This is a genomic window from Delftia sp. GW456-R20, assembly GCF_001622915.1.
Taxonomy (GTDB): Bacteria; Pseudomonadota; Gammaproteobacteria; order Burkholderiales; family Burkholderiaceae_C; genus Comamonas; species Comamonas acidovorans.
Genome location: NZ_LWCN01000004.1, coordinates 2,248,175 through 2,273,399 on the forward strand (window position 1 = coordinate 2,248,175; position 25,225 = coordinate 2,273,399).

At 67.7% G+C, this 25,225-nt stretch carries 20 protein-coding genes; 10 read left to right on the top strand and 10 right to left on the bottom strand.

Annotated features, from left to right (window positions below; translation table 11 throughout):
• Positions 1-25: 25 nt before the first annotated feature.
• The 3 genes from A4F85_RS15325 to A4F85_RS15335 all read left to right on the top strand — a co-directional run bounded on the left by A4F85_RS15325 (position 26) and on the right by A4F85_RS15335 (position 3,097).
• Complete coding sequence (locus tag A4F85_RS15325; protein WP_012203793.1) at positions 26-1,018, top strand: Bug family tripartite tricarboxylate transporter substrate binding protein; 993 nt, start codon at positions 26-28, stop codon at positions 1,016-1,018.
• 47 nt (positions 1,019-1,065) lie between these two features.
• On the top strand, positions 1,066-1,980 hold the full coding sequence (locus A4F85_RS15330; RefSeq protein WP_012203792.1) for a dioxygenase family protein: 915 nt from the start codon (positions 1,066-1,068) through the stop codon (positions 1,978-1,980).
• Between the two features lie 121 nt (positions 1,981-2,101).
• Complete coding sequence (locus A4F85_RS15335) at positions 2,102-3,097, top strand: Bug family tripartite tricarboxylate transporter substrate binding protein (RefSeq protein ID WP_012203791.1); 996 nt, start codon at positions 2,102-2,104, stop codon at positions 3,095-3,097.
• Positions 3,098-3,110: 13 nt separating this feature from the next.
• Here A4F85_RS15335 and A4F85_RS15340 read toward each other — a convergent pair whose 3' ends face one another.
• Positions 3,111-4,067 carry a DMT family transporter gene (locus A4F85_RS15340; RefSeq protein ID WP_063327072.1) on the bottom strand — a complete coding sequence of 319 codons (957 nt, stop codon included), beginning with the start codon at positions 4,065-4,067 and terminating at the stop codon, positions 3,111-3,113.
• Positions 4,068-4,139: 72 nt separating this feature from the next.
• On the opposite strand from A4F85_RS15340, the gene A4F85_RS15345 reads away from it, so the two are divergent.
• Positions 4,140-5,024, top strand: coding sequence for a LysR family transcriptional regulator (locus A4F85_RS15345; RefSeq protein ID WP_063327073.1), 885 nt, complete (start codon positions 4,140-4,142; stop codon positions 5,022-5,024).
• Here the strand turns inward: A4F85_RS15345 and A4F85_RS15350 are convergent.
• Genes A4F85_RS15350 through A4F85_RS15360 form a run of 3 tightly spaced genes read right to left on the bottom strand, consistent with a single transcriptional unit; the run spans position 5,021 to position 10,386 of the window.
• Positions 5,021-5,263: a formate dehydrogenase subunit delta gene (locus A4F85_RS15350; protein WP_063327074.1), complete on the bottom strand. Its 243-nt coding sequence runs from the start codon at positions 5,261-5,263 to the stop codon at positions 5,021-5,023. The two genes, A4F85_RS15345 and A4F85_RS15350, sit on opposite strands and share 4 nt — an antisense overlap.
• Complete coding sequence (gene fdhF / locus A4F85_RS15355; protein WP_063327075.1) at positions 5,263-8,199, bottom strand: formate dehydrogenase subunit alpha; 2,937 nt, start codon at positions 8,197-8,199, stop codon at positions 5,263-5,265. Before fdhF ends, A4F85_RS15350 begins: the two co-directional genes overlap by 1 nt.
• Positions 8,200-8,211: 12 nt before the next feature.
• Positions 8,212-10,386, bottom strand: a complete 2,175-nt coding sequence (locus tag A4F85_RS15360) for a formate dehydrogenase subunit gamma (protein WP_063327076.1) — start codon at positions 10,384-10,386, stop codon at positions 8,212-8,214.
• A gap of 299 nt (positions 10,387-10,685) precedes the next feature.
• On the opposite strand from A4F85_RS15360, the gene A4F85_RS15365 reads away from it, so the two are divergent.
• Positions 10,686-11,129, top strand: coding sequence for a MarR family winged helix-turn-helix transcriptional regulator (locus A4F85_RS15365; protein ID WP_174549389.1), 444 nt, complete (start codon positions 10,686-10,688; stop codon positions 11,127-11,129).
• 61 nt (positions 11,130-11,190) lie between these two features.
• Here A4F85_RS15365 and A4F85_RS15370 read toward each other — a convergent pair whose 3' ends face one another.
• The 6 genes from A4F85_RS15370 to A4F85_RS15395 all read right to left on the bottom strand — a co-directional run bounded on the left by A4F85_RS15370 (position 11,191) and on the right by A4F85_RS15395 (position 18,976).
• Positions 11,191-11,625: a hypothetical protein gene (locus A4F85_RS15370; protein WP_082848218.1), complete on the bottom strand. Its 435-nt coding sequence runs from the start codon at positions 11,623-11,625 to the stop codon at positions 11,191-11,193.
• Between the two features lie 5 nt (positions 11,626-11,630).
• Positions 11,631-12,263, bottom strand: a complete 633-nt coding sequence (locus tag A4F85_RS15375; protein WP_063327079.1) for a peptidoglycan recognition protein family protein — start codon at positions 12,261-12,263, stop codon at positions 11,631-11,633.
• 245 nt (positions 12,264-12,508) lie between these two features.
• The gene (locus A4F85_RS15380) at positions 12,509-13,825 is read right to left on the bottom strand and encodes an MFS transporter (protein WP_063327080.1); all 1,317 of its coding nucleotides are present in this window, start codon (positions 13,823-13,825) and stop codon (positions 12,509-12,511) included.
• Positions 13,826-14,178: 353 nt separating this feature from the next.
• The gene (locus A4F85_RS15385) at positions 14,179-17,157 is read right to left on the bottom strand and encodes a cytochrome c (RefSeq protein ID WP_063327081.1); all 2,979 of its coding nucleotides are present in this window, start codon (positions 17,155-17,157) and stop codon (positions 14,179-14,181) included.
• A complete protein-coding gene (locus A4F85_RS15390; protein ID WP_012203779.1) occupies positions 17,154-17,711 on the bottom strand; it encodes a (2Fe-2S)-binding protein in 558 nt (185 codons plus the stop codon). Before A4F85_RS15390 ends, A4F85_RS15385 begins: the two co-directional genes overlap by 4 nt.
• A 107-nt stretch (positions 17,712-17,818) precedes the next feature.
• On the bottom strand, positions 17,819-18,976 hold the full coding sequence (locus tag A4F85_RS15395; RefSeq protein ID WP_012203778.1) for an FAD-dependent monooxygenase: 1,158 nt from the start codon (positions 18,974-18,976) through the stop codon (positions 17,819-17,821).
• A 323-nt stretch (positions 18,977-19,299) separates the two neighbouring features.
• Between A4F85_RS15395 and A4F85_RS15400 the strand changes: the two genes are divergently transcribed.
• From A4F85_RS15400 to A4F85_RS15420, 5 genes are all read left to right on the top strand, one after another.
• Complete coding sequence (locus A4F85_RS15400; protein WP_043824574.1) at positions 19,300-20,088, top strand: maleate cis-trans isomerase family protein; 789 nt, start codon at positions 19,300-19,302, stop codon at positions 20,086-20,088.
• A gap of 11 nt (positions 20,089-20,099) precedes the next feature.
• Complete coding sequence (locus A4F85_RS15405) at positions 20,100-20,951, top strand: alpha/beta fold hydrolase (RefSeq protein ID WP_063327082.1); 852 nt, start codon at positions 20,100-20,102, stop codon at positions 20,949-20,951.
• A 50-nt stretch (positions 20,952-21,001) separates the two neighbouring features.
• Complete coding sequence (locus A4F85_RS15410; protein ID WP_012203775.1) at positions 21,002-22,087, top strand: hypothetical protein; 1,086 nt, start codon at positions 21,002-21,004, stop codon at positions 22,085-22,087.
• Complete coding sequence (locus tag A4F85_RS15415) at positions 22,084-22,773, top strand: N-carbamoylsarcosine amidohydrolase (RefSeq protein WP_063327083.1); 690 nt, start codon at positions 22,084-22,086, stop codon at positions 22,771-22,773. Before A4F85_RS15410 ends, A4F85_RS15415 begins: the two co-directional genes overlap by 4 nt.
• A 107-nt stretch (positions 22,774-22,880) precedes the next feature.
• Positions 22,881-25,223: a xanthine dehydrogenase family protein molybdopterin-binding subunit gene (locus A4F85_RS15420; protein WP_063327084.1), complete on the top strand. Its 2,343-nt coding sequence runs from the start codon at positions 22,881-22,883 to the stop codon at positions 25,221-25,223.
• The last annotated feature ends 2 nt before the right edge of the window (positions 25,224-25,225 follow it).

The window sequence follows — 25,225 nt, forward strand, 5'->3', positions numbered from 1 at the left end:
ACCAAATTTTTCGGAGACAACTGAAGTGAATGTGAAACGCCGTTTTCTGACCGCCGCAGCCGCAGGCCTGTGCCTGTCCGCCGTGATGCCCGCCGCCCATGCGCAGGCACCCGAGGCCAACTGGCCCAGCAAGCCCATCCGCTGGATCGTGCCCTTCCCGCCGGGCGGCGCCATGGACGCCATTGCGCGCACCCTGGGCGAGAAGGCCGGCCGCACGCTGGGCCAGCCCTTCGTGATCGAGAACCGTCCCGGCGCCGGCGGCAACATCGGCGCCGACTTCGTGGCCAAGCAGCCCGGCGACGGCTACACGCTGATGATCACCTCCATCGGCATGGCCACCAACAAGCCGCTGTACCGCAAGCTCAGCTACGACCCGATCAAGGACTTCGCCCCCGTGGGCGTGCTGGCCGTGGTGCCCAACATCCTGGTCACCAACTCCACCCAGCCCAACGTCAAGAGCGTGGCCGACGTGGTGGCCGCCGCCAAGGCCTCGCCCGGCAAGCTGACCTATGCCTCGGCCGGCAACGGCACCTCCATCCACCTGGCGGGCGAAGTGTTCAACTCGCTGGCCGGCGTGGACATCCTGCACATCCCCTACAAGGGATCGGGCCCGGCCGTCTCCGACCTGCTGGGCGGACAGGTCAACTACATGTTCGACTCCATCACCTCGGCGCGCCCGCACATCCAGTCGGGCAAGCTGCGCGCCCTGGCCGTGACCACGGCCAAGCGCTCGTCCAGCATGCCCGACGTGCCCACCATGGAAGAGGCCGGCATCAAGGGCTACGAGGTCTCGCCCTGGTTCGCCGTCTTCATGCCCGCCAGCACGCCGCCGGCCATCGTCAAGAAGCTCAACCAGGTCTTCGTGGCAGAGATGAAGCAGCCCGACGTGCTCGAACGCTTCAAGGCCATCGGCGCCGAAGTCGTGGGCTCCACCCCCGAGGAAGCGGCCAAGCACCTGCAGGCCGAGTCCGTGCGCTGGACCAAGGTGATCACGGAGCGCAACATCAGCATGGACTGAGCGCTTCTCTTTTCCAGGACATCCCATAAAACCACGAGGAGACAAACATGTCCGAACTGTCCCAGGACCAGCTGCTGAATCTGGTCAACAGCAAGCAGATCGCCCCTGGCAGCGACCGCGTGCGGGCGCTGACCCAGCGCATCGTCAGCGATCTGTTCCACACCATCGACGAGATGGATGTCACGCCCGACGAATTCTGGGCCGCCGTGGACTGGCTGGGCCGCCTTGGGAGCAGCGGCCAGCTGGGCCTGATCACGGCAGGCCTGGGCTTCGACCGGCTGCTGGACATCCGCAGCGACGAGGCCGATGCGCGTGCCGGCCGTGCGGGCGGCACGCCGCGCGCCATCGAAGGCCCGCTGTTCGTGGCCGGTGCACCGCTGTCGCAAGCCGAAGTGCGCCTGGACGAAGGCGAGCCCCAGGGCGAGGTCTTCGTGATGGAAGGACGGGTGCTGGATCTTGACGGCCGGCCTTTGCCGCATGCGCTCATCGATGTCTGGCATGCCAATGTCCAGGGCGGCTACTCGCACTTCTTCCCGGGCATGAAGCCCTACGAGCTGCGCCGCCGCATAGAAGCCGACGACCAGGGCCGCTACCGCTTTCGCAGCTATGTGCCGCCCGGCTACTCCATACCGCCGAACAGCCCCACCTCGGAACTGTTCGACGCGCTGGGACGCCACGGCCATCGTCCCGCCCACATCCACTTTCTCGTGGTTGCACCCGGCATGCGCACGCTGACCACCCAGGTCAACCTGCCCGGCGATACCTACCTGGACGACGACTTCGCCTTCGCCACGCGCGACGGCCTGATCGTCGAGCTGGAGCGCGGCGTGGCGCCGGCCGGCTATGAGTCGCTGGGCGTGAACGCGCCTTTCGTCCGCACGCGCTTCGACTTCGTGCTGCAGCCCGCAGTCAGCGAAGGCGAGTCCTTGCCGCTGACACGCATGGAGCGTGTGCGCGCCTGAGGCTCCGCCACCTTCCGGGGCCTTCCGGGGCCTTCCGGCCTGCCATTTTTTCGATTCGTCCGTTCCACAGCAGGCCGCCCCTTGAAGTGCGGCCTGCTTCACCGTATCCGCTTCCCACACCATGTCCAGCCTGCATCGCATCGCCGCAACCCTGCTGACCGCCACCGTGGCCCTCGTACCCGCCCTGGGCCACGCCCAGGCTCCGGCAGCCTTTCCTTCCAAGCCGGTGAACATCGTCGTGCCCTACGCGGCCGGCGGCCCCGTGGACAACCTGGCACGCGCGCTGGCCACGCGCCTGAACAAGGTCTGGTCGCAACCCGTGGTCATCCTCAACCGCACAGGCGCCAACGAGATCATCGGGGCCGAGTACGTGGCCAAGAGCGCACCCGACGGCTATACGCTGTTCGCCGCGACCGAAGCGTCGCTGACCATGAACCCGCACCTGTACAGGAAGCTGCCCTACAACCCGCAAAAGGACTTCGCCCCCATCTCCCGCCTGATCAGTGTGCCCATGGTCTTCTTCGTGCCCCAGAGCTCCAAGGCCGGCACGCTGCAGGAGTTCATCGCTCAGGCACGCCAGGCAGGCAAGACCAAACCGCTGACCTATGGCTCATCGGGCGCGGGCGGCATCGTGCACCTGCCGCTGGCCATGTTCGCCAAGCAGGAAGGGCTGGAGATGGTGCACGTGCCCTACAAGGGCGCCGCACCGCTGATCCCTGAAGTCATCGCCGGCCAGATCGACGCAGCGGTGCTGGGCGTGTCGGTGATCGAGCAGCACATCAAGTCGGGCAAGCTCAAGGCCCTGGCCGTTTCCTCGGAGACACGCAGCATCGCCCTGCCGGATGTGCCCACCTTCAAGGAAGCCGGCGTGCGCGACATCCAGGCTGTCTTCAACATCGGCCTGCTGGCACCGGCTGGAACGCCGGCGCCCCTGGTGGAGAAGATCGCCGCCGATGTGCGCCGCGTGCTGCTGGAGCCCGAATTCCGCAAGACCCAGGTGGACGCGTTCTCTTACGTGGCCGTGGCCTCCAGCCCCGCCGAATACCGCGACTTCCTGGCGCGCGACTACCAGGTGCAGGGCGAGCGCGTGCGCACCTCGGGCGCCTCGCTGGATTGAACCGGACGTCCGTTCAGCTCTGGACTGCGGTGCGCTTGGCAACCACCTGCACCGCAGCCGCAGGCCTGCGCCCCCAGTTCATCAGCGCCGTGCCGGCCACGGCCATGCCGCCGCCCAGCACGATGCTGGCATCGATGCTCTCGCCCAACCACAGCGCCGACAGCGCCACGCCGATCACGGGCACCAGGGTGATGTAGCCAGAGGCCGCACCCGCGCCCAGCGCCTTGACGCCATCGAAGTACCAGGCATAGGCAAGCGCCGTGGCGCCGAAGGCAAGGAAGGCCAGCGCACCCCAGGCGGTTGCGTTGCCAAGCACGGCAGCCTGCAGGCCGGCCGGCCCTTCCACCACCAGACTGGCCACCAGCAGCATGGCCGCGCCCATGGTCGAGGTCACGGCCGTGGCCGACAGCGCATCGACACCTGTGAGCAGCCAGCGGCCGATCAGGGTGTAGCTCACCCAGCAGACCACGCAGCCCAGGATCAGCAGCTCGCCGGCGCCCACCGATCCCTGCAGCAGCGCCAGCGGCTGGCCATGCGAGATCACCACCACGGCGCCACAGGCCGCCAGGGCCATGCCCAGGGCAATGGTGCGGTTGAGCCGCTCGCCGAACAGCCAGACCGCCAGCGCCAGCGTGAGCACCGGGTTGAGCGTGATCACCAGGGCTGCCTTGCCGGCCGGCACATGCTGCAGCCCCATGAGGAAGAAGGCCGCATAGCCGAACACGCCCGTGGCACCAGCGGCCGCCATGCCCAGCCAGCGTTTGGCACTCCATTGCCGCAGGCCCGCCATGCCACCGGCCCAGTACAGCCAGGGCAGCAGCACGGCGGCGGCCAGCAGAAAGCGCAGGCTGGCGGCTGCCAGCGGCGGCATGTTCTGTGCCACCACGCGGCCCGCAGGCCAGGAAGCGCCCCACAGCAGGGCCATGCCGACAAGCCGCAGGTGGGGACCGAAGAAGCGTTGAAAATTCATGGCGCGTACTATGTGCTCATATCGATTCATAGACAAATGAGCGAATGCTCATGACCTGGACACCGTGATCCCATGACCTTCACCCAGCTCGAAGTGTTCGCGGCGCTGGCCCGCGCCGGCAGTTTCTCGCGCGCAGCCGCGCTGCTGGGCATTACCCAGAGCGCCGTCAGCCATGCCCTGCGCGCGCTGGAAGGCGAGCTGCAGGTGCAGTTGGTGCGGCGCGAAGGACCTCACTCCCCGCTGACCGACGCAGGCACGCGGCTGCTGCAGCGCGCCAACGACATCCTCCAGCAAAAGGAGGCCTTGCGGCAGGAGGCCGATGCCGAGCGCGGCATGGCGCGCGGCACGCTGCGCGTGGCCTCGTTCGGCGCCACCTCTTCGCTGCGGCTGCTGCCCCCGCTGATCACCGAGTACCGGCGCCGCCAGCCCGCCGTGCTGGTGCAGATCGACGAGCAAAACGACGACACCGTGGTCAAGTGGCTGCTGGAGCGGCGCGTGGAGATCGGCTTCGTCGTGCTGCCCGACGAGCGCTTCGAGACCGTGCCCCTGGTGGAAGACGAACTGGTGGCGCTGCTGCCCGCATCGCACCGGCTGGCGGCCCAGCGCAGCATCCGCGCAGCCGACCTGCAGGGCGAGGCCTTTGTGCGCACCTCGGCCGGGTCGGGCGCGCACATCGACCGCTTCCTGGCCGAGGCCGGCGCCCAGCCTGCGGCCATCTACCACTTCGAGCAGATGTCCTCCATGCAGGGCTTCGTGGCCCAGGGCCACGCCATTGCGATTGCCGCACGCCTGGCCGTGCCCGAGCAGGCGCCCGAAGGCATGGTCTACCGCAGCCTCGCGCCCCGCCAGCGCCGCGTCACCGGCCTGGCCGTACGCAGCATGGAACGGCTGTCGCCAGCGGCTGCCGGCTTTGTGGAGCTGGCGCGGGAGATGGCGAAGAAGAAGTGCTTTGGCTAAGTCTGCGGCGAGGATGCCAGGCGCAGCGGATGCAGCACCAGCGCCTCGCGCACGATGGGCTTGAGCGCCTGGGCCTCGTCGGGGCTGGCCAGCACGCGGGCCAGTTCGGCGCGCATGCGGGGCTCCCAGAATTTGCGGATGTGTTCGGCGATGCCCTGCAGGGCCTCGTCACGCTCGGGCATGGCCTCGAAGAACTCTCCGATGCGGTTGGCCATGCGGACCAGGTTCGCGCTGTCCATCACTTGCCTCCCGCCACGGCCATGCTGCCTGCCTGCGCGGCTTGCAACAGGCCGATCTGCTCTTCGTGCATGCGCGCAAAGCCGCGCTGCCAGTCGGACGGCTGGGCGTGCTGGGGGACGGGCAGCACCTGCACGGCCGTGACCTTGTATTCGGGACAGTTGGTGGCCCAGTCCGAGCTGTCGGTGGTGATGACGTTGGCGCCGGATTCGGGAAAGTGGAAGGTGGTGTAGACCACGCCGGGCTGTATGCGCTCGGTGACGGTGGCGCGCAGCACGGTCTCGCCCGCGCGGCTGGCGATGCCGACCCAGTCTCCGTCGCGTATGCCGCGGTCCTCGGCGTCATGCGGATGGATTTCCAGCCGGTCCTCGCTGTGCCAGTGGCTGTTGTGCGTGCGCCGGGTCTGGGCGCCCACGTTGTACTGCGACAGAATGCGGCCCGTGGTCAGCAGCAGCGGAAAGCGCTGGGTGACCTTCTCGTCGGTGGCCACGTACTGGGTGATGATGAAGCGGCCCTTGCCGCGCACGAAGCGGTCCCTGTGCATGATGGAAGTGCCGGCCTCTTCGGTGCTGTCATTGCAGGGCCATTGCACGCTGCCCAGCCGGTCGATCTTGTCGTAGTTCACGCCCGCGAAGCTGGGCGTGAGCGCGGCGATCTCGGCCATGATTTCGCTCGGGTGCGTGTAGTTCATGGTGTAGCCCAGCGCATTGGCCAGCAGCTGGGTGACCTCCCAATCGGCATAGCCGGCCAGCGGCGCCATGACCTTGCGCACGCGCGAGATGCGGCGCTCGGCATTGGTGAAGGTGCCGTCCTTTTCGAGGAAGGAAGCGCCCGGCAGGAAGACATGGGCGTACTTGGCGGTTTCGTTGAGGAAGATGTCCTGCACCACCACGCATTCCATGGCCGTGAGCGCGGCCGTCACATGCTGGGTGTTGGGGTCGGACTGCACGATGTCCTCGCCCTCGCAGTACAGGCCCATGAAGCTGCCGGCCAGGGCCGCCTCGAACATGTTGGGAATGCGCAGGCCGGGCTCGGGGCTGAGCGCCACGCCCCAGGCCCCCTCGAACTCGGCGCGCACCGTGCTGTCCGAGATGTGGCGATAGCCGGGCAGCTCATGCGGGAAGGAACCCATGTCGCAGGAGCCCTGCACATTGTTCTGGCCACGCAGCGGGTTCACGCCCACGCCTTCGCGGCCCACGTTGCCCGTGGCCATGGCCAGGTTGGCAATGCCCATGACCATGGTCGAGCCCTGCGCATGCTCGGTCACGCCCAGGCCGTAGTAGATGGCCGCGTTGACGGGAGTGCCCGCCGCGTGGTCCTCGGCACCCAGCGCATACAGGCGCGCGGCGCCGCGCACGAGTTCGGGAGCGACCCCGGTGACCTCGGCCATGGCCTCGGGCGAGTTCTCGGGCCGGGCCACGAATTCCTTCCACTGCGCGAAGGACTTGGCATCGCAGCGCTCGGCGATGTAGTCCTCGGCCAGCCAGCCTTCGGTGACGATGACATGGGCCAGCGAGGTGATCATGGCCACGTTGGTGCCGGGCCGCAGTTGCAGGTGGTAGTCGGCGCGGATGTGGGGCGACTTGACGAGCTCGATCTCGCGCGGGTCGATGACGATGAGCTTGGCGCCCGCACGCCGGCCGTCGCCGCGCAGGCGCTTTTTCATGCGCGAGCCGAACACCGGGTGCGCGGCCGTGGGATTGGCGCCGATGACCATGACCACGTCCGTGTGCTCGATGGACTTGAAGGTCTGCGTGCCGGCCGAGGTGCCATAGGTCTGGCCCAGGCCATAGCCCGTGGGCGAATGGCACACGCGCGCGCAGGTATCGACGTTGTTGTTGCCGAAGGCCGTGCGCACCAGCTTTTGCACCAGGTAGGCCTCTTCGTTGGTGCAGCGCGAGGAGGTGATGCCGCCAATGGAATCCTTGCCGTGCTTCGCCTGGATGCGGCGGAACTCGCTGGCCGTGTGGGCAATGGCCTCTTCCCAGCTCACTTCGCGCCAGGGGTCGGTGATCTTCGCGCGGACCATGGGCCGGGTGATGCGGTCCTTGTGCGTGGCATAGCCCCAGGCAAAGCGGCCCTTGACGCAGGCATGGCCCTCGTTGGCCTGGCCGTCCTTCCAGGGCACCATGCGCACGACCTGCTCGCCCTTCATCTCGGCCTTGAAGCCGCAGCCCACGCCGCAGTAGGCGCAGGTGGTGATGGCGCTGTGCCCGGCCTGGCCCAGCTCGGTCACGGTCTTTTCCTGCAGCGCGGCCGTGGGGCAGGCCTGCACGCAGGCGCCGCAGCTGACGCAGTCGCTGTCCATGAAGCTGCCGCCCTGCCCCGCCGTGACGCGCGATTCGAACCCCCGGCCCGAGATGGTCAGCGCAAAGGTGCCCTGCGTCTCCTCGCAGGCGCGCACGCAGCGGTTGCAGACGATGCACTTGCTGGGGTCGTAGCTGAAGTACGGGTTGGAGACATCGACCTCGGCGCGCGCCTGGCCCTTGAAATGGTTGGCGCCGTCGAAGCCGTAGCGCACCTCGCGCAGGCCCACCGTGCCGGCCATGTCCTGCAGTTCGCAGTCGCCGTTGGCGCTGCAGGTCAGGCAGTCCAGCGGATGGTCGGAGATGTACAGCTCCATCACGCCGCGGCGCAGCTCCTGCAGTTGCGGGCTTTGCGTGCGCACCTTCATGCCCGGCTCGGCGGGCGTGGTGCACGAGGCCGGAAAGCCCTTGCGCCCTTCAATCTGCACCAGGCACAGGCGGCAGGAGCCGAAGGGCTCCAGGCTGTCGGTGGCGCACAGCTTGGGCACGCTGACGCCGCCCTCCATGGCAGCGCGCATCAGCGAGGTGCCCTCGGGAACGCAGACCTCGCGTCCGTCGATCTCCAGTGTGATCAGGCGTTCGGACGGGCTGGCGGGCGTGCCCCAGTCGGCTTGCTTCAAATGGTCGAGCATGGTGTTCTCCGTTCAGGCAGCCGCTGCGGCCGTGGTGGACTCGATGCCGAAGTCCTGGGGGTAGTGGTTCAGCGCCGAGCGCACGGGATACGGCGTCATCCCGCCCATGGCGCACATGGAGCCATGCTGCATGGTGTCGCACAGGCTTTCCAGCAAGGCCACCTGGCCGGCGTGGGCGGCAGGGTCGGTGCCGGCGCGCACGATGCGGTCGATGACCTCCACGCCGCGGGTGGAGCCGATGCGGCAGGGCGTGCACTTGCCGCAGGACTCGATGGCGCAGAACTCCATGGCATAGCGCGCCAGCTGCGCCATGTCGGCCGTGTCGTCATGCACGACGATGCCGCCGTGTCCCACCACGTTGCCCTTGGCGGCATAGGCCTCGTAGTCCAGCGGCGCATCCCAGTCGGCCGGCGCCACATAGCTGCCCAGCGGGCCGCCCACCTGCACGGCCTTGACGGTGCGGCCGGTGGCCGTGCCGCCGCCGAAGTCTTCCACCAGTTCGCGCAGGCTCAGGCCGAAGGCCTTTTCCACCAGGCCGCCGCGCGCGATGTTGCCGGCCAGCTGGAACGGCAGCGTGCCGCGCGAGCGGCCCATGCCGAAGCCCTGGTAGAAGGCCGCGCCGCGCGCCAGGATCAGCGGCACCGTGGCCAGCGTGATCACGTTGTTGATCACCGTGGGCCGGCTCCACAGCCCCTCGATGGCCGGCAGCGGCGGCTTGGCGCGCACAATGCCGCGCCGGCCCTCGATGCTCTCCAGCATGGCCGTTTCCTCGCCGCAGACATAGCTGCCCGCGCCCTTGCGCACCTCCATGTGGAAGGCCCGCCCGCTGCCGGCCACGTCGCGGCCCAGCCAGCCTGCGGCCTCGGCACGCGCAATGGCTTCGCGCAGGGTGGCGATGGCATGCGGATACTCGCTGCGCACATAGACCAGGCCCTGCGTGGCGCCCACGGCCAGGCCCGCGATGGCCATGCCTTCGATCAGCGTGTAGGGATCGCCTTCCATCAACAGCCGGTCGGCGAAGGTGCCCGAGTCGCCCTCGTCGGCGTTGCAGGCAATGTACTTTTGCGGCCCCGCTGCGGCGGCCACAGTCTTCCATTTGATGCCGGCCGGAAACGCCGCACCGCCACGGCCGCGCAGGCCCGAATCCAGCACCTCCTGCACGATGGCCGCGGGCTCCATGCGCGCCGCGCGCTCCAGCCCCTGCCAGCCGCCATGGGCTGCGTAGTCGGACAGGTTCAGCGGATCGATGACGCCCACGCGCGCAAAGGTCAGGCGCTCCTGGCGCGCCAGGTAGGCAATGGCCTCGGTCAGTCCATGGCACAGCGCATGGCTGCCGCCCTGCAGCATTCCGGCATCGATCAGGCCCGGCACCGCATCGGCCGTGACCGGGCCGTAGGCCACGCGGCCTTCGGGCGTCTCGACTTCCACCAGTGTCTCCAGCCACAGCAGGCCGCGCGAGCCGTTGCGCACGATCTGCACCTGAAGGCCGCGCGCCGCGCACTCGCGCTGCAGGGCGCCGGCCACGGCGTCAGCGCCCACGGCCAGCGCGGCGGCATCGCGGGGCACATAGACGCGCACGCCGGGGCCTGCCCCTGCCCCTGCATGCGCAGGCTGGGCCACCGGCTCACCGGCCTGCTCCGGCTGGCGGCATTGCGCGATGAGTGCATCCAGTCCGTTGGCCGAGACATGCGCATGGGGCTGGCTATCGAGCATCACGGCAGGCGATGACGCGCACAGGCCCAGGCAGTAGACCGGCTCCAGCGTGACGGCGCCATCTGCACTGGTTGCATGCCCATGCCCGTGCCCACTCGATCCGCAGCCCAGCGCCTGGCCTGCGTGGGCCAGCAGCGCGTCCGCACCGCGCGACTGGCAGGCCTCGGCGCGGCAGACCTGCAGCACATGGCGGCCCGCTGGCGTGCTGCGGAAATGGGGGTAGTAGGAGATGACGCCATGCACCTCGGCACGCGAGAGGTTCAGCGCATCGGCGATGCGCGGCACGGCGGCTTCGGGGATATGGCCCAGCATGTCCTGCACGGCGTGCAGCAACTCGATCAGGGGGCCGGGGCGCAGGGCGTGGACGGCAATGGCGTGCTCGACGGCCTCGCGCTCATGGCCGCCGAGTGCGCTGCCGGCAACAGCGGCATTGAGGACGGCGATGGGAATGATCTTCCCTTGTGTGGCTGGCATGGGTGTCCCTGCTGGCTTTCGTTGTGGGGAGCGGCGCGGTCCGGTCCGCTGGCGCTTTGTCTCTCATGCCATTTCAAGGCCTGCCGGGCAAGCCGTCAAATTCAAACGGATGATTGCGCCATTCAATCGGCAAATGAGCCGCCGGGCAGTGCTGCTCCTGCTGCCACAGGTCTTGCGGATGCCGCAGCCAGCGCGGGTTTGCAGCACTTGGCAAATGCGCCCGGCTTGTCGCAAATCACACGGTATTTGGTGTGAATTTTGATAAGCTCACGCGCACTATGAACCACCCGCCATCAGCCATGACGCCACAGGATGGCTATCATTTTTCAGACCAGATCGGCCACCTGCTGCGGCGTGTCTATCAGCGCCACACTGCACTCTTCCAGCAATACATTCCCGACTCGCAGCTCACGGCCGCGCAATTCGTGGTGCTGTGCTCCGTGCGCGACAACAGCGGCAGCTCGCTGGCCGACATCGTCAAGGCCACCGTGATCGACCAGGCCACCATCCGCGGCGTGGTGGACCGGCTCAAGCAGCGCGAACTGGTGCAGGTGGACCATGACCGCATCGACCGCCGCAAGGTCGTCATCAACCTCACCGAGGCCGGCCAGGACCTGGTGCGCGACATGGAGCCCTTCGCCAAGCAGATCACCGAAAGCACCTACGGCAGGCTCAATCCGGCCGAGCGCCTGGCGCTGGATTTTTTGCTCAAGAAGATGCTGGAAGGTGGCGAGGCGGATTGAAGAGCCCCTGTTTTCATGAGGATGGCTGCCAGGCGATTTCAAAGGGCTTGGGCCCTCGCCGTCAAAGCCCCATCAACCCAGGCAGTGCCTTTGCGCACGACCTGTAGCAAAGAAAAAACAGATTCTCACGCCCATCTTCCGGATAGAGATACCCGGCGCCTGCTGCATTGATGCTCCACCCATAGACCACGCCATTGCGCCGCAGCTTCCCACTGAAGGCGCAAGGCAGAATGATCGATTCATAGTGGAAGGTGGAGAAGGAAACCTCGGTTGCCGTGGAGAAATAACGGATGACATCCTTGGGCCGCAGCGCAATTTTCTCGCAGCCCATTGTTTGCCCTTCTCCAATGGATCGCTGAATTCCCCCGATCAGCGTCACAGAATTCTTCTGCCTTGATGCAGCACCGAAAGAGACGATCAGCATGAGAAACCCCAGAGCAAGAATGAACGCTCTGATTGATTTCATTTGCATCGGTCGGCTATTTTTCAAGAACATATGAATCAGGCTCCACTGAATATATAGCGCAGCAACTGGCTTCCTTCCGCGGGCTGCTTTCTTGCAATGGCTCCGTGGGCGTAGACATCGCTCAGAATTCGCAACCCATAGATACCCACCAGCAGGCGTACCAGCCATTGCGTCTGGTACAACTGCGCCTGTGTCGGCACTTCGTAGTCCTGGGTATGGCGCTGAAACATGCCTACCACCTCAATCCCAAGCGACTCTGCATTGACAGGATACCTCAAAGGGTAGGGCTTTTGCTTTTCATGCTCCGAGACCTTCCTCACTCTTTGCCCGAATCCCATCCCCTTTTTATGCAGCAGGGCATTGATATTCTCAAAATCGGCAGTTTCGCAGTTGCTCTCGTTGAGACAACGAACCTGCAGTATTCCCACATGCCAGCAAACTCTCTTCAGATTGGCTGTCTGATGGATTTTTCCATCTTTCCCCACCAGAAAATGGGATCCCGTCTTCTGGCCGGCCTTGTAGCTGTTCAACACACTGGCTGCCGTTGGTGAATTCGTCCTGTGAAGCACAATGGAATTCACCTTCAGCAAATCGCCATGCTGTATGGAAGGAAATATTTTCACCTCGACATTTCTATCAACAAGAAGTCCGTTCTCAATAACTGTCATGCATCCCTCCGAGTTTTCTGGCCCATAGCAAGGTCTCCAGCAATTCAAGCCGAATGACAGACAAGCATGGGATTTACAGAGCGGGCTTGGCGATTTTGACGTGATTGCCAGCCTCGATCCGGCTCATACCATAGAGGATAGAAACAGCCGCGTCTCTAGGAATGATCTGAATCTGGATTGGAATATTTGCCATAAAAAAAGGCCTGCTTGCGCAGGCCTTTTCCATTCGAAGTTCTTTCTCGGCGTCAATCCAGCGCCCGGTTGCGCGATTCCACATCCACGGCCCAGATCGACAGGGCACCGCCCACCAGCATGGCGGACAGCACGGCCAGCGCCAGGGTGAAGTGGGTGGCCATGATGGGCGCAATGATGGCCGGGGCGAACAGGCCGCCGAAGCGCGCCACGGCGCCGGCCATGCCCATGCCGCTGGCACGCAGATCGGTGGGGTAGACCTCGGGGGTGAACGCATACAGCGCGCCCCAGGTGCCCAGCAGCGAGAAGCTCATCAGCAGGGTGGAGCCGATGACCACGAAGGGCGACGAGCCCAGGCTGTAGAACATGCAGCCGACGGCGCTGAGCAGCAAAAAGCCGATCAGCGTGGGCTTGCGGCCCCAGCGTTCCACGCCATAGGCCGACAGCGCAAAGCCGGGCAGTTGCACCAGGGCCAGCACCACCAGGAAGACCTGGCCGCGCATGAAGGCGAAGCCCTCGCTGCTGAGCTTGACGGGCAGGTAGACGAAGACACCGTAGTAGGCGATGGAGATCAGCGCCCAGGCCAGGAACAGCGAGAAGCTGCGGCGGCGCAGGTCGCCGTTGAACAGCGCGAGGATGGATTTGCGCTCCTGCTTTTCAGGCTGCAGGGCGGGGATTTCCGCGGTGGTGCCGTTGACCTTGGCCACCCGCTGCAGCACCTTGCGCGCCTCTTCGGACTTGCCGTTGCGGTTGAGGAACATGGGCGACTCGGGGATGTAGAAGCGCAGCACCACGCCGATCAGCGCCGGCAGTCCGGTCACGAAGAAGATCACGCGCCAGGCATCGTCACCCCAGGACACGGCCACCAGCGCCAGGATGGCCAGGAAGATGGTGCCCACGGCCCAGAACGATTCCAGCAGCACCAGCCAGCGGCCGCGGCGGTCGCTGGGCAGGAACTCGGCCATCATGGTGTAGTCCACGGGCAGCGTGCCGCCCACGCCGATGCCGGTGATGAAGCGCAGCACCAGCAGCCAGGCGAACTCGGGCGCAAAGGCCGAGGCCACGCCCGCAAAGGCATCGATCACCACGGCCATCATCAGCACCGGGCGGCGCCCGATGCGGTCGGCCAGGCGGCCGAAGACGAAGGCGCCGATCAGCATGCCGATGAAGAAGAAGGTGCCGGTCTGCAGCGCCTCGGGCACGGTCTTGCCGAAGGTCTTGGCAATGGACGGCGCGCTGAAGCCGATGGACAGCACCTGCATGGCATCGGCCAGCCAGACCAGCCCGAAGATGACGAACAGCCGATATTGGAACTTGCCGACACCCGCTGTCTGGATGCCTTTTTCCACCGAAATGTATGTAGATGACATGCAGGGACTCCTTTTCTAGCCATCGCAATTGTTGAATCTGTCTTTTCCCAGGCAAGGCCGTTCAGCTTGTGTTGCCGTCTCCTGCCGTGCCTTCCACCCTTCACACATCCGGAGCGAACCGCTCCCTCGGCGCCATCTCCATGGCCCGATGGAAAATTTCCGGATGTCGGTCTCTGCATCCGGGCGATGGGCGCATTGCGGACAGGCTGCACATCGACAGCGCCGTCCGTTGTTGCCCATCACCCGTCCCCAGCATCAGATGTCAGGACCCAGGCCCTGGAGAGATTCCAGGGCAAGGTGTCCATATCCGCGGCATCGCCCCTGCCGCCGCCCATTGCTGCCCATTGCCGCCCTCAGTGCGCATGCGCCTGTGCCTGCATGCGCAGCCGCTTAATCGTCTTCGTGTCGTCTGGCCAAGCTTTTTCCTCCGGTGCAAATCGTTCGCGCAAATATCCGAGCAGGTCCGCGATCTGCCTGTCATCCAGGCTGTCCCCGAAGCCGGGCATGTAGCCCAGCGCATCGTCGGCCGGCGCCTGTATGCCGTTCAGGATCACCTGGACCAGGTTGTCGGGGCTGGCCGCGTGCAGGTTGGTGTTCAGGGCCAGCTGCGGCTTGACGCCGAACAATGTGGGACCGCTGCCCGCCTCATGGCAGACCGCGCAGGCGTTCTGGTAGATGCGCTCGCCATTGGCGTGGCGGTCCAGCGCCCTGGCAGGTGCGACCGCAGGCGCTGCCGCCTGCACGGCGGCCGGCGCCGGCATGGCCGGGGCGGCGGCCTGGGCGGCCTGGGCGGCCTGGCCCGGCAGTTCCATCAGATAGGTGGCCATGGCGCGCACATCGGCTTCGGGCAACTGGGCCAGGCCGTGGATGACGGGCGCCATGGGGCCTGCCGCCACGCCATGGCGGGCCGAGAAGCCGGTGCGCAGGTACTGGTACAGCTCTTCGCGGCTCCAGGGCAGCTTGCCGCCGGCCAGTTGATTGAGCGCGGGCGCCGTCCAGCCTTCGGCCTCGCCGCCGCCCAGGTAGTGGATGCCGGTCTTTTCGGCACCCAGCGCATTGCGCGGCGAGTGGCAGGCCGCGCAGTGGCCCGCGCCTTCGACCAGGTAGGCGCCCCGGTTCCATTCGGCGCTGCGCGCGGGGTCGACCTTGAACGGCGTGGCGTCGTGGAACAGCAGGTTCCAGCCCGCCATGGCCGGGCGCAGGTTGTAGGGAAAGGCCAGCTGCGTCTCGGGCGCCTTGGCCTTCACGGCGGGCTGGGACATCAGGTAGCCGTAGAGGGCCTGCAGATCGCCATCGCTGAGCTTGGCGAAGGCCGTGTACGGGAAGGCCGGATACAGCTGGCGCCCATCCTGGTGGATGCCGTGGCGCATGGCGCGCTCGAAGGCCGCGTAGGACCAGCGGCCGATGCCGGTTTCGTTGTCGGGCGTGATGTTGGTGGAGTAGATGGTGCCGAACGGCGTCTCCAGCCCGAAGCCGCCGGCATTGGCCGCGCCGCCCGGGGCGGTGTGGCAGACCACGCAGTCGCCCGCAGCCGCCACCAGGCGGCCGCGCTCCAGGGCCTGCGGCGAGTACAGGGAAACGTCGGGCCCGTCGGTCAGCGGCAGGGCCGGCTTCAGCGGCCAGGCCATGGCCGCCATGCCGGCAAGGCCTGCGGCGCCTGCGGCCAGCCAGCCCCAGCCACGGCCGGGCCGCGCCGCACCGGGCTTGCCGGCGCCCTCGCCCGCCAAGGCCAGGCGCAGTTGCTCGGGCTGGAAGGGCACTTCGCGCAGGCGCACGCCTGTCGCATGGTGAATGGCGTTGGCAATGGCGGCGGCGGCGGGCAGCGTGGCCACGCCGTCCAGCGCCAGATCGCCCTGGCGGATGACCGCGACATCGCCGGGCGCATGCTGCGCCAGGTCGGAGCCGGGCTTGGCGATCACGTCGAAAGAAGCAGCGGAAGCTGTGGCCCCTGCCCAGTCGTCAAAAGCGGGCGCCGTGCCCAGCAGCCGGCGCGCGTCGGCCAGCAATTGCGGGTCCTGCTGGACGATCTCGGGCCGCGTGCTGGCGGCCTGCGCCGCTTGCAGGCTGCGGCTGTCATGGCCGGCCACGACGCGGGTCACTTCGATCTCGCCCGTTTGCGGATGCACGGCCACCTCGGCCACCCAGGCGCTCCAGGCATGGAGATCGGCGCCCTGCGCATCCAGGGTCTGCAGCTGGGCGGTGGCAAAGCCCCGGCCCAGCAGGCGGCCATCGGCGCCCTCGTGCGACTGTGCCTGCTGCGATGCCTGCGCACGCTCGGCCACCTGCCGGGCCAGATCGCGCACCGGGCCTTCGGGCAGGTGCTGCAGCCGCCATTGCAGCGGATCACGGCCCTGGTCCAGCGCCTGCTCATGCCAGTGGCTTTCGCGGGCAAAGACCTGGGCGGCATTCAGATCATCGACGCCGGCATGCCGCAGGCTGGCGGCCAGCCTGCGTTCATGCACTTCGCCGGCATCGAGCACGGTGGCCAGGGCCGCGGCGCGCGCCAGCTCGGGCTGGCTCAACAGGCGCGCCATGCTGGGGCGCACGGCCCAGGGCGTGTCGGACAGCAGCAGGTCTGGCTGCGGCGATGCATTGCCCGGCTGAGGCTGCACCACCGTGTCGGCTTCAAGCCCTTGCGAAGGCCGCGCATGCACGCTCAGCACCAGCTCCCGGCTGTCTGCGCTGCCCGCAGCAGTCCAGGCCTCGCAGGCCACGCTGACAGGCCGGCCCACGGCCTGGGACAGCAGGGCCGCATCGGCCGCAGCGTCCATGAGATCCAGCACATGCGGGGTGCCGGCCGCCGTGGCCGGCAGGCTGAACAGCCGCAGCGCGGACTCGGGGCATTGCAGCAATGCGGCCAGTTCACGGCCGATCATCTGCCGCACATCGGCGTCGCAGGGCGGCAGCCAGACGCTGGCATGGCCGTCCAGGCACCACACGGCTGCGCGTGCGGCACCCTCGCAAGACACGGGCGCCGCCATGCGCCAGACATAGCGGCCGGCATCGGGCAGGTCGGCCTTGTCAGCCTTGTCGGCTCTGTCGGCAGCACGGGGCGCGCTGGCGGCCCTGGCTTCCTGCCGGTCATCCCAGGCAGGGGCCAGGCTGGCAGCGGCCTGCCGGGCATGGACAGGCGCCACGGCCACCACGCCCAGAAAATGCCCGCGCTGCACCGCAGCCACCACGCCGGCCATGGCCTGGGCGTCCTGCAGCCGTGCATGCAGGGGCACGCTGCCCCGGTAGCGCAGACCGTCCCAGGCCGCGACGGGCGGGCGCAGCGCCAGGCCGTGCAGCAGGTCGGAAGGCAGGGCGGGAGTGTGGCCGGCCGGGCTCATGGCTGGACCTCGCCCGCGCTGGAAGATGGAAAACCGGAGGGTGCCTGCAGCGCGGCGCGTTGCGCACGCAGCTGCACGGCGCGCAGGGCGGCCTGCATGATTTCCACATGCGTGCCGCAGCGGCACAGGTTGTGGTGCAGCTCGTTGCGCAGCTCCTGCTCGGTGGGATTGGGGTTGCGGCGCAGCAGGGCCTCCACGGTCATGATCATGCCGTTGAGGCAGTAGCCGCACTGGGCCGCCTGGCAGTCGATGAAGGCCTGCTGCGTGGGGCCGGGGCACTGGCGCGAGCCCAGGCCTTCCAGCGTGGTGACCTCGCGGCCCACGGCCGCCCGCACGGGGATCACGCAGGAACGCGCGGCCACGCCATCGATCAGCACCGTGCAGGCGCCGCATTCGCCCAGGCCGCAGCCGTACTTGGGCCCGTTCAGCTCCAGGTCATTGCGCAGCACATGCAGCAGCGCCGTCCCGGGCGCTGCCGGCACCTCGCATGCGCGTGCATTGACCTGCAGGCGGATGGGGCTGGGTGTACTGCTTGGATGGACTGGGGTTCCCATGGGACGAGGCTCTTGCAACTTGGCTGCGGTTCAGGATGTCGGCGTTCTGCGGCCGGACAGGAGGGGGGGATTCCCTCCCCTCCCCTCGTCCGGCAAGGCAGCGAGTATCAGGCCGCTGCCTTGACCTTGGGCTCGACCAGGGGCACGTTGAACACGTCGTAGCCGAAGCACCAGGACGGATCTTCGTTGGTGCGCAGCCAGGTGTTGTCGTGCGAGATGCGCTGCACCTTGCTGGCGCGCTCGGCACGGTTGGCTTCGTACAGGGCGAAGGCCAGCTCATGGTTGTGCGCGCCGACTTCCTTGAGGCAGCGCGCCAGCATGGCGCCGTCCTCGATGGCCATGGCCGCACCCTGGGCCATGTGGGGCTTCATGGGATGGCAGGCATCGCCCAGGAGCACCAGGCGGCCACGGCTCCACAGCGGCAGCGGATCGCGCTCGAGCAGCGACCACTTGGTCACTTCCACGGTGGCGTCGATCAGTGCCTGCACGGTGGGATGCCAGCCCGAGAAGGCCTCGCGCATCTCTTCCTTGCTGCTTTCCAGCCAGCGGTCGTTGAGGTCCCACTTCTCGACGGGCACGCCGGTCACGTAGTACAGCTCGTCGGCCTTGCCGGTGACGAAGTAGGTCATCATGTGGCGGTCATCGCTCCACCATTTCACGCAGGCATCGAAGGGCAGCATGCCGGCCTTGACTTCGGGCGTGGGGAACACGGCGCGGTGGGCCAGGTAGCCCGCGTACTTGGGCAGCTCGGGGCCCAGCAGTTCCTCGCGGATGCGGGAGTTCACGCCATCGGCGCCGATGACGATGTCCGCCTCCTCGGTCGTGCCGTCCGCAAAGTGCATGACCACCACGTTGCCGCGGTCCTCCACCTTGGTCAGGAACTTGCCGTAGGCCATCACGCTGTCGGGCAGGGCCTCGACCAGCAGCGCATGGAAGTCGCCACGGTGCACGGTCAGGTAGCTGGCGCCGTATTCCTTGACGGCGTAGTCGCCCAGCGGGATCTGGGCCAGCACGTCGCCCGTCTGCCAGTGGCGGCTGTACCAGTAGTCGGGATGCGAGCCCTGCTCGTTGAGCGCGTCCTCGATGCCGATGCGGCGCAGGATCTTCATCACATTGGGCCCGACGTGGATGCCGGCTCCCAGGCGCGAGAAGCTGGGCGCCTGCTCATAGACGCGGACATTGAAGCCTTCCTGGAGCAGCAGCTTGGCAGCTGCAGCCCCGCCGAGACCGGCGCCGACAACGGCGATTCGAGGGGATTGAGACACAGTTTTCTCCTTGCAGGAATGTTGAAAGCCAGACGGGGCAACCGTTGCTTCGGCGCGTCCTTGCAGGGTGTAGAGCAGGAAGCGTGCCAGGCAACAAAACGCTTAATTCAGGTGTATGCGCTTGAATTTTTCAAATCGACGCATGCACCATAGGGCGGCAGAATAAATTGAAGTTCGCCATTTTTGGTGCAATTTCTGCACCAAATCAGTACAAACCCCGAGAAAATTCTCATTTGCAAGGAGGCACGTCTTTTGCAAGAATAAAGCGTACACACTCAGTTGATTCTGATCAGAAACCCTCGAAACTTCGCAAAGGCAAGTCCATGACCAAAACGTTCCGCATCGGCCAGATCGTCCCCAGCTCCAACACCACTATGGAGACCGAAGTGCCGGCCATGCTGCAGGCCCACTCCACGCTGCGCCCGCAGGACCGCTTCACCTTCCACTCCAGCCGCATGCGCATGAAGAAGGTCCAGAAGGAGGAGCTGGCCGCCATGGACGCCGAAAGCGACCGCTGCGCGCTGGAGCTGAGCGACGCGCGCGTGGACGTGCTGGGCTATGCCTGCCTGGTGGCCATCATGGCCATGGGCAAGGGCTACCACCGCGTCTCGCAGCAGCGCCTGACCGAGCGCACGGCCAGCAATGGCGCCACCGCCCCGGTGATCACCAGCGCCGGCGCGCTGGTGGAAGCGCTCAAGGTCATGGGTGCGAAGAAGATCGCCCTGGTGGCGCCCTACATGATTCCGCTGACCCAGCTGGTCATGGACTACGTGGCCGCCGAAGGCTTCGAGATCGTGGACTGGCGCGCGCTGGAGATCCCCGACAACCTGGACGTGGGCCGCCACGACCCCGCCAAGCTGCCCGGCATCGTGGCCGGCATGAACTACGCCGACGCCGACGTGATCGTGCTGTCGGCCTGCGTGCAGATGCCCTCGCTGCCGGCCGTGGCCCAGGTCGAGGCCCAGACCGGCAAGCCCGTGCTGACCGCCTCCATCGCCACCACCTATGCCATCCTCAAGGAACTGGGGCTGGACCCCGTGGTGCCGGGCGCGGGCGCGCTGCTGTCGGGCGCCTATCCCTACGACACCGGCAACAGCGCAGCCAAGGCCTGAGGAACACACGCATGACCAGCCACTCCAGCTCCCCCACCCCCAGCACATTCCGCTACGGCGGCAACGTCCACGCCAACGGCATCCGCCAGCACTACCTGCGCTACGGCGGCGCCGAGGGCGAACGCGCGCAGCGCGACGCCGTCATCCTGATCCCCGGCATCACCAGCCCGGCCGTGACCTGGGGCTTCGTGGCCGAGCACCTGGGCCGCCAGTTCGACACCTATGTGCTGGACGTGCGCGGGCGCGGCCTGTCGTCCTCCGGCCCGGGCCTGGACTACAGCCTCGATGCACAGGCCGCCGACGTGGCCGCCTTCGCCCAGGCCCTGGGCCTGCAGCGCTGGGCGCTGGTCGGCCACTCCATGGGCGGGCGCATCGCCGTGCGCGCCGCGCGCAGCCAGCCGGCCGGGCTCACGCGCCTGGTCATCGTCGATCCGCCGGTCTCCGGCCCCGGCCGCCGCGCCTACCCGGCCGCCCTGCCCTGGTATGTGGACTCCATCCGCCAGGCCACGCTGGGCATGGATGCCGAGGCCATGCGCGCCTTCTGCCCCACCTGGACCGAAGAGCAGCGCCAGCTGCGCGCCCAGTGGCTGCACACCTGCCACGAGCCGGCCATCGTGCAGAGCTTCGAGGACTTCGGCCGTGACGACATCCATGCCGACCTGCCCCGCATCCAGCACCCGCTGCTGCTGGTCACGGCCGAGCGCGGCGACGTGGTGCGCAGCGAGGACGTGGCCGAGTGGCAAGGCCTGGCACCCCAGACCGAGCATGTGCGCGTGCCCAATGCCGGCCACATGATTCCCTGGGACAACGAGGCCGGCTTCTATTCGGCCCTGGGCGATTTCCTCGGCGCGCGGGTGGACTGAATGTCCAACCGCAGCCCACTCCCATCCATCGCGACACCAAGGAGCCGACCATGTCCGTCAGCGATATCGATCTGATCCACGCCTGGAAGCAGGTGCTCACGCTGTCCCGGCTCGAAGCCGGCCAGACCGTCACCGTGCTCACGGGCGCCGACACGCACCCGCAGACGCTGCGCTGCGCCATCGCCGCCTCCAGCGAAATGGGTGCGCGCGTCAACCGCCTGGACCTGCCGCCCGTCAACGCCGAAAAATCACTGAGCCGCGACTCGCTGGCCTACCTGGGCACGACGCCGCTGACCGGCAACCCCGCCGCCATCGCCGCGCTCAAGGCCAGCGACCTGGTGCTGGACCTGATGACGCTGCTGTTCTCGCCCGAGCAGCACGAGATCCTGCAGACCGGCACCAAGATCCTGCTGGCCGTGGAGCCGCCCGAGGTGCTGTGCCGCCTGGTGCCCACCGAGGGCGACCGCGCGCGCGTGCAGGCCGCATCCAAGCTGATCGAGGCGGCCGGGCAGATGCACATCACCTCGGCCGCAGGCACCGACCTGCGCTGCCGCCTGGGCAGCTTCCCGGCCATCTGCGAATACGGCTTCGTGGACCAGCCCGGCCGCTGGGACCACTGGCCCAGCGGCTTCGTGCTGACCTGGCCCGACGAGGGCGAGAGCAACGGCCGCGTGGTCCTGGACCGGGGCGACATCCTGCTGCCCATGAAGGACTACGTGACCGAGCCCATCGAACTCGTCATCGAAAAGGGCTACGTCACGCGCATCAGCGGCGGCCTGCAGGCCGACATCCTCAAGGAGTACATGGCCTCCTACGAGGACCCCGAGGCCTACGCCGTCTCCCACATCGGCTGGGGGCTGCAGCCGCGCGCCCACTGGTCCATGCTGGCCCACTACAACAAGGAAACCCACATCGGCATGGACGCCCGCGCCTTCGAGGGCAACTTCCTGTGGTCCATGGGCCCCAACAACGAGGCCGGGGGCAGCCGCACCACGGCCTGCCACATCGACATCCCCATGCGCCACTGCTCGGTGGCGCTGGACGGCAAGCCCACGGTCATCGACGGCGTGGTGCAGGACGAGGAAGGACTGGCGCGCGCCGCCAAAAGGTCCAAGCAAGGAAAGGACATCGCATGACCACGACAACTACCGGCCAGGCCACCGGCGCGCAGAGCGTTCCCACCGAGGGCGTGCAGGGCGACATCTCCGCCTACGCACGCCAGGGCTTCGGCACGCCGCTGCCGCTCAAGGCCCCGTTCGGCCTGCTCATCATCGACTTCGTCAACGGCTTTGCCGACCCGGCCGTCTTCGGCGGCGGCAACATCCCCGAAGCCATCGCGCAGACGCAGCACCTGCTGGCCCATGCGCGCGAGCGTGGCTGGCCCGTGGCGCACAGCCGCATCGTGTTCTCGGACGACGATGCCGACCACAACATCTTCTGCCTGAAGGTGCCCGGCATGCTGACCCTGAAGGAAGACAGCCCCAACAGCGCCATCGTGCCCCAGCTGGCCCCGGCCGCTGGCGAATACGTGGTGCGCAAGAGCACGCCCTCGGCCTTCTTCGGCACCATGCTCGCGCCCTGGCTGGCCCAGCGCGGCGTGCAGACCCTGCTGGTGGCCGGCTGCGTGACCAGCGGCTGCGTGCGCGCCAGCGTGGTCGATGCCATGCAGTCGGGCTTTCGCCCGCTGGTCGTGGCCGACTGCTGCGGCGACCGCGCCCTGGGCCCGCACGAGGCCAACCTGTTCGACATGGCCCAGAAGTACGCGGCCGTGATGCCGCTGAGCCAGGCCATCGCCGACACCGACGCCCTCGCCGCAGGTTGATCCCACCGCGCCAACGCGCCTATGGGGCCGGCCCTGCGCAGCCGGCCCCGGAGTGCATAACATGCACAGGGCACGCCTGAAAGCGTGCCCGCGAAGAACACCGCCCCATGAACCTGCCCCAGCCCCAAGCCCTGCACGCACAGCTGCTCGCGCGCGCCGACACCCTGCTCGTGGTGCGCCAGCCCGTGGCGCCGCCGCGCCCTGCGCCCGGCCAGCCCGGCACGGCCACCGACTATGTGCAATCCACGCCCGAGGTCTTCGTGGCCGTGCTGGCCGACGAAGCCGCGCCCCAGGGCTGGCGCGCCCTGGCCTTCAACGGCCATGTGGACCTGGGCACGGGCATACGCACGGCCCTGGCGCAGATCGTGGCGGAAGAACTCGAAGTGCCTTTGGCGCGCCTGGACATGGTGCTGGGCCACACGGCCGCCGCGCCCAACCAGGGCCCGACCATTGCCAGCGCCAGCATCCAGATCTCGGCCGTGCCGCTGCGCCGCGCCGCCGCCCAGGCGCGCGAGCAGTTGCTGGCGCTGGCCGCGCAGCAATGGAATGTGGCGGCGGACCGGCTCCAGGCACGGGAAGGCGTGGTGCGCTTTGCCGATGGCCGCGATGCCCGTGAACTCGGCTATGGCGATCTGCTGCGCGGCCAGCAACTGCAGCTGACGCTGGCCCCGCCGGATCAGGAAGTGAAGCTCAAGCCCGCCAGCGAATACCGGCTCGTCGGCCACGGCGCTGCGCGCGTGGACATCCCTGCCAAGGCCACGGGCGAGCTGAGCTTTGTGCACGATGTGCGCGTGCCCGGCATGCGCCATGGCCGCGTCATCCGCCCTCCACACCCGGGCCGCGACGGCGGCGATTTCATCGGCCACTGCCTGGTGGCCGTGGAGCGCGACTCCGTGGCCCACCTGCCCGGCAACGTGCAGGTGGTCACCGAAGGCGACTTCGTCGGCGTGGTCGCCGACCGCGAGGAACAGGCCATTGCCGCCATGCGCGCGCTGCGCGTGCAATGGCAGGCCGTGCCGCCGGCGCCCGATCTGTCTGACTTGGCCGCAGCCATCCGCGCCAATCCTGCCCAACACCGTGCGCTGGTGGACCAGGGCACTGTGGACGATGCCTTCGCGGGCGTCGGCACGGGTGCGGCCACCGAACTGCGCCGCAGCTACGTCTGGCCCTACCAGATGCATGCCTCCATCGGCCCGTCCTGCGCCGTGGCCGATTTCAGCGGGGGCCGTCTCAAGCTCTGGGCCGGCACGCAGAACCCCCACATGCTGCGCACCGACCTGGACCGCCTGCTGCAACTGGGCGAGGACCGCATCGAGATCGTGCGCCTGGAGGCGGCCGGCTGCTACGGCCGCAACTGCGCCGACGATGTCTGCGCCGACGCCGCACTGCTGTCCATGGCCGTGGGCGCGCCCGTGCGCGTGCAGCTCACGCGCGAGCAGGAACACCAGTGGGAGCCCAAGGGCACGGCCCAGCTCATGGACGTGAGCGCGGCCATCGATGCCCGGGGAGAACTGCTGGCCTACGACTTTGCCGTGCGCTACCCCTCCAACGACGCGCCGCTGCTGGCCCTGCTGCTCACGGGCCGCATCCCGGGCGAGCCGCGCACGCTGGAGATGGGCGACCGCACCGCCGTGCCGCCCTACCGCTACGCCAGCCAGCGCATCACCTGCCATGACATGGCGCCCATCGTGCGCTCGTCCTGGCTGCGCGGCGTCTCGGCCCTGCCCAATTCCTTTGCCCACGATTGCATGATCGACGAGCTGGCCCATTCGGCCGGCGCCGACCCAGTGGACTACCGTGTTCGCCACCTCGATGACCCGCGCGCCGTCGAGCTGATCGAGGCCACGGCACGCCACGCGGACTGGCAGCAAAACCAGCCGGGAAGCCGTGGCCGCCCCGGCGCCGACGGTCTGCTGCACGGGCGCGGCGTGGCCTATGCGCGCTACATCCACAGCCGCTTTCCCGGCTTTGGCGCGGCCTGGGCCGCCTGGGTCATCGACATCGACGTGGACCCCGCCAGCGGCCGCATCACCGTGCGGCGACTGGTCGTGGGCCAGGACACGGGAATGATGGTCAACCCCGACGGCGTGCGCCACCAGATCCACGGCAATGTCATCCAGACCCTGAGCCGCAGCCTGATGGAGAAGGTCGCCTTCAATGCGCAAGGCGTGGCCAGCCGCGAGTGGGGCAGCTACCCCATCATCGGCTTCCGCGACCTGCCCCCCATCGAAGTGGTGCTGATGCCGCGCCAGGACGAGCCCCCCATGGGCGCAGGCGAATCGGCCTCGGTCCCCGGCCCGGCCGCGCTGGCCAATGCGCTGTTCGACGCCACCGGCCGGCGCTTCTACGCCGCGCCCTTCACGCCCGACGTGGTGCGCGCCGCACTGAATGCCGTGCCGAACGCCACGCCAGAGACTGCGCTGGCAGGGCAGCGGGCACAGCCGGCCTAAAC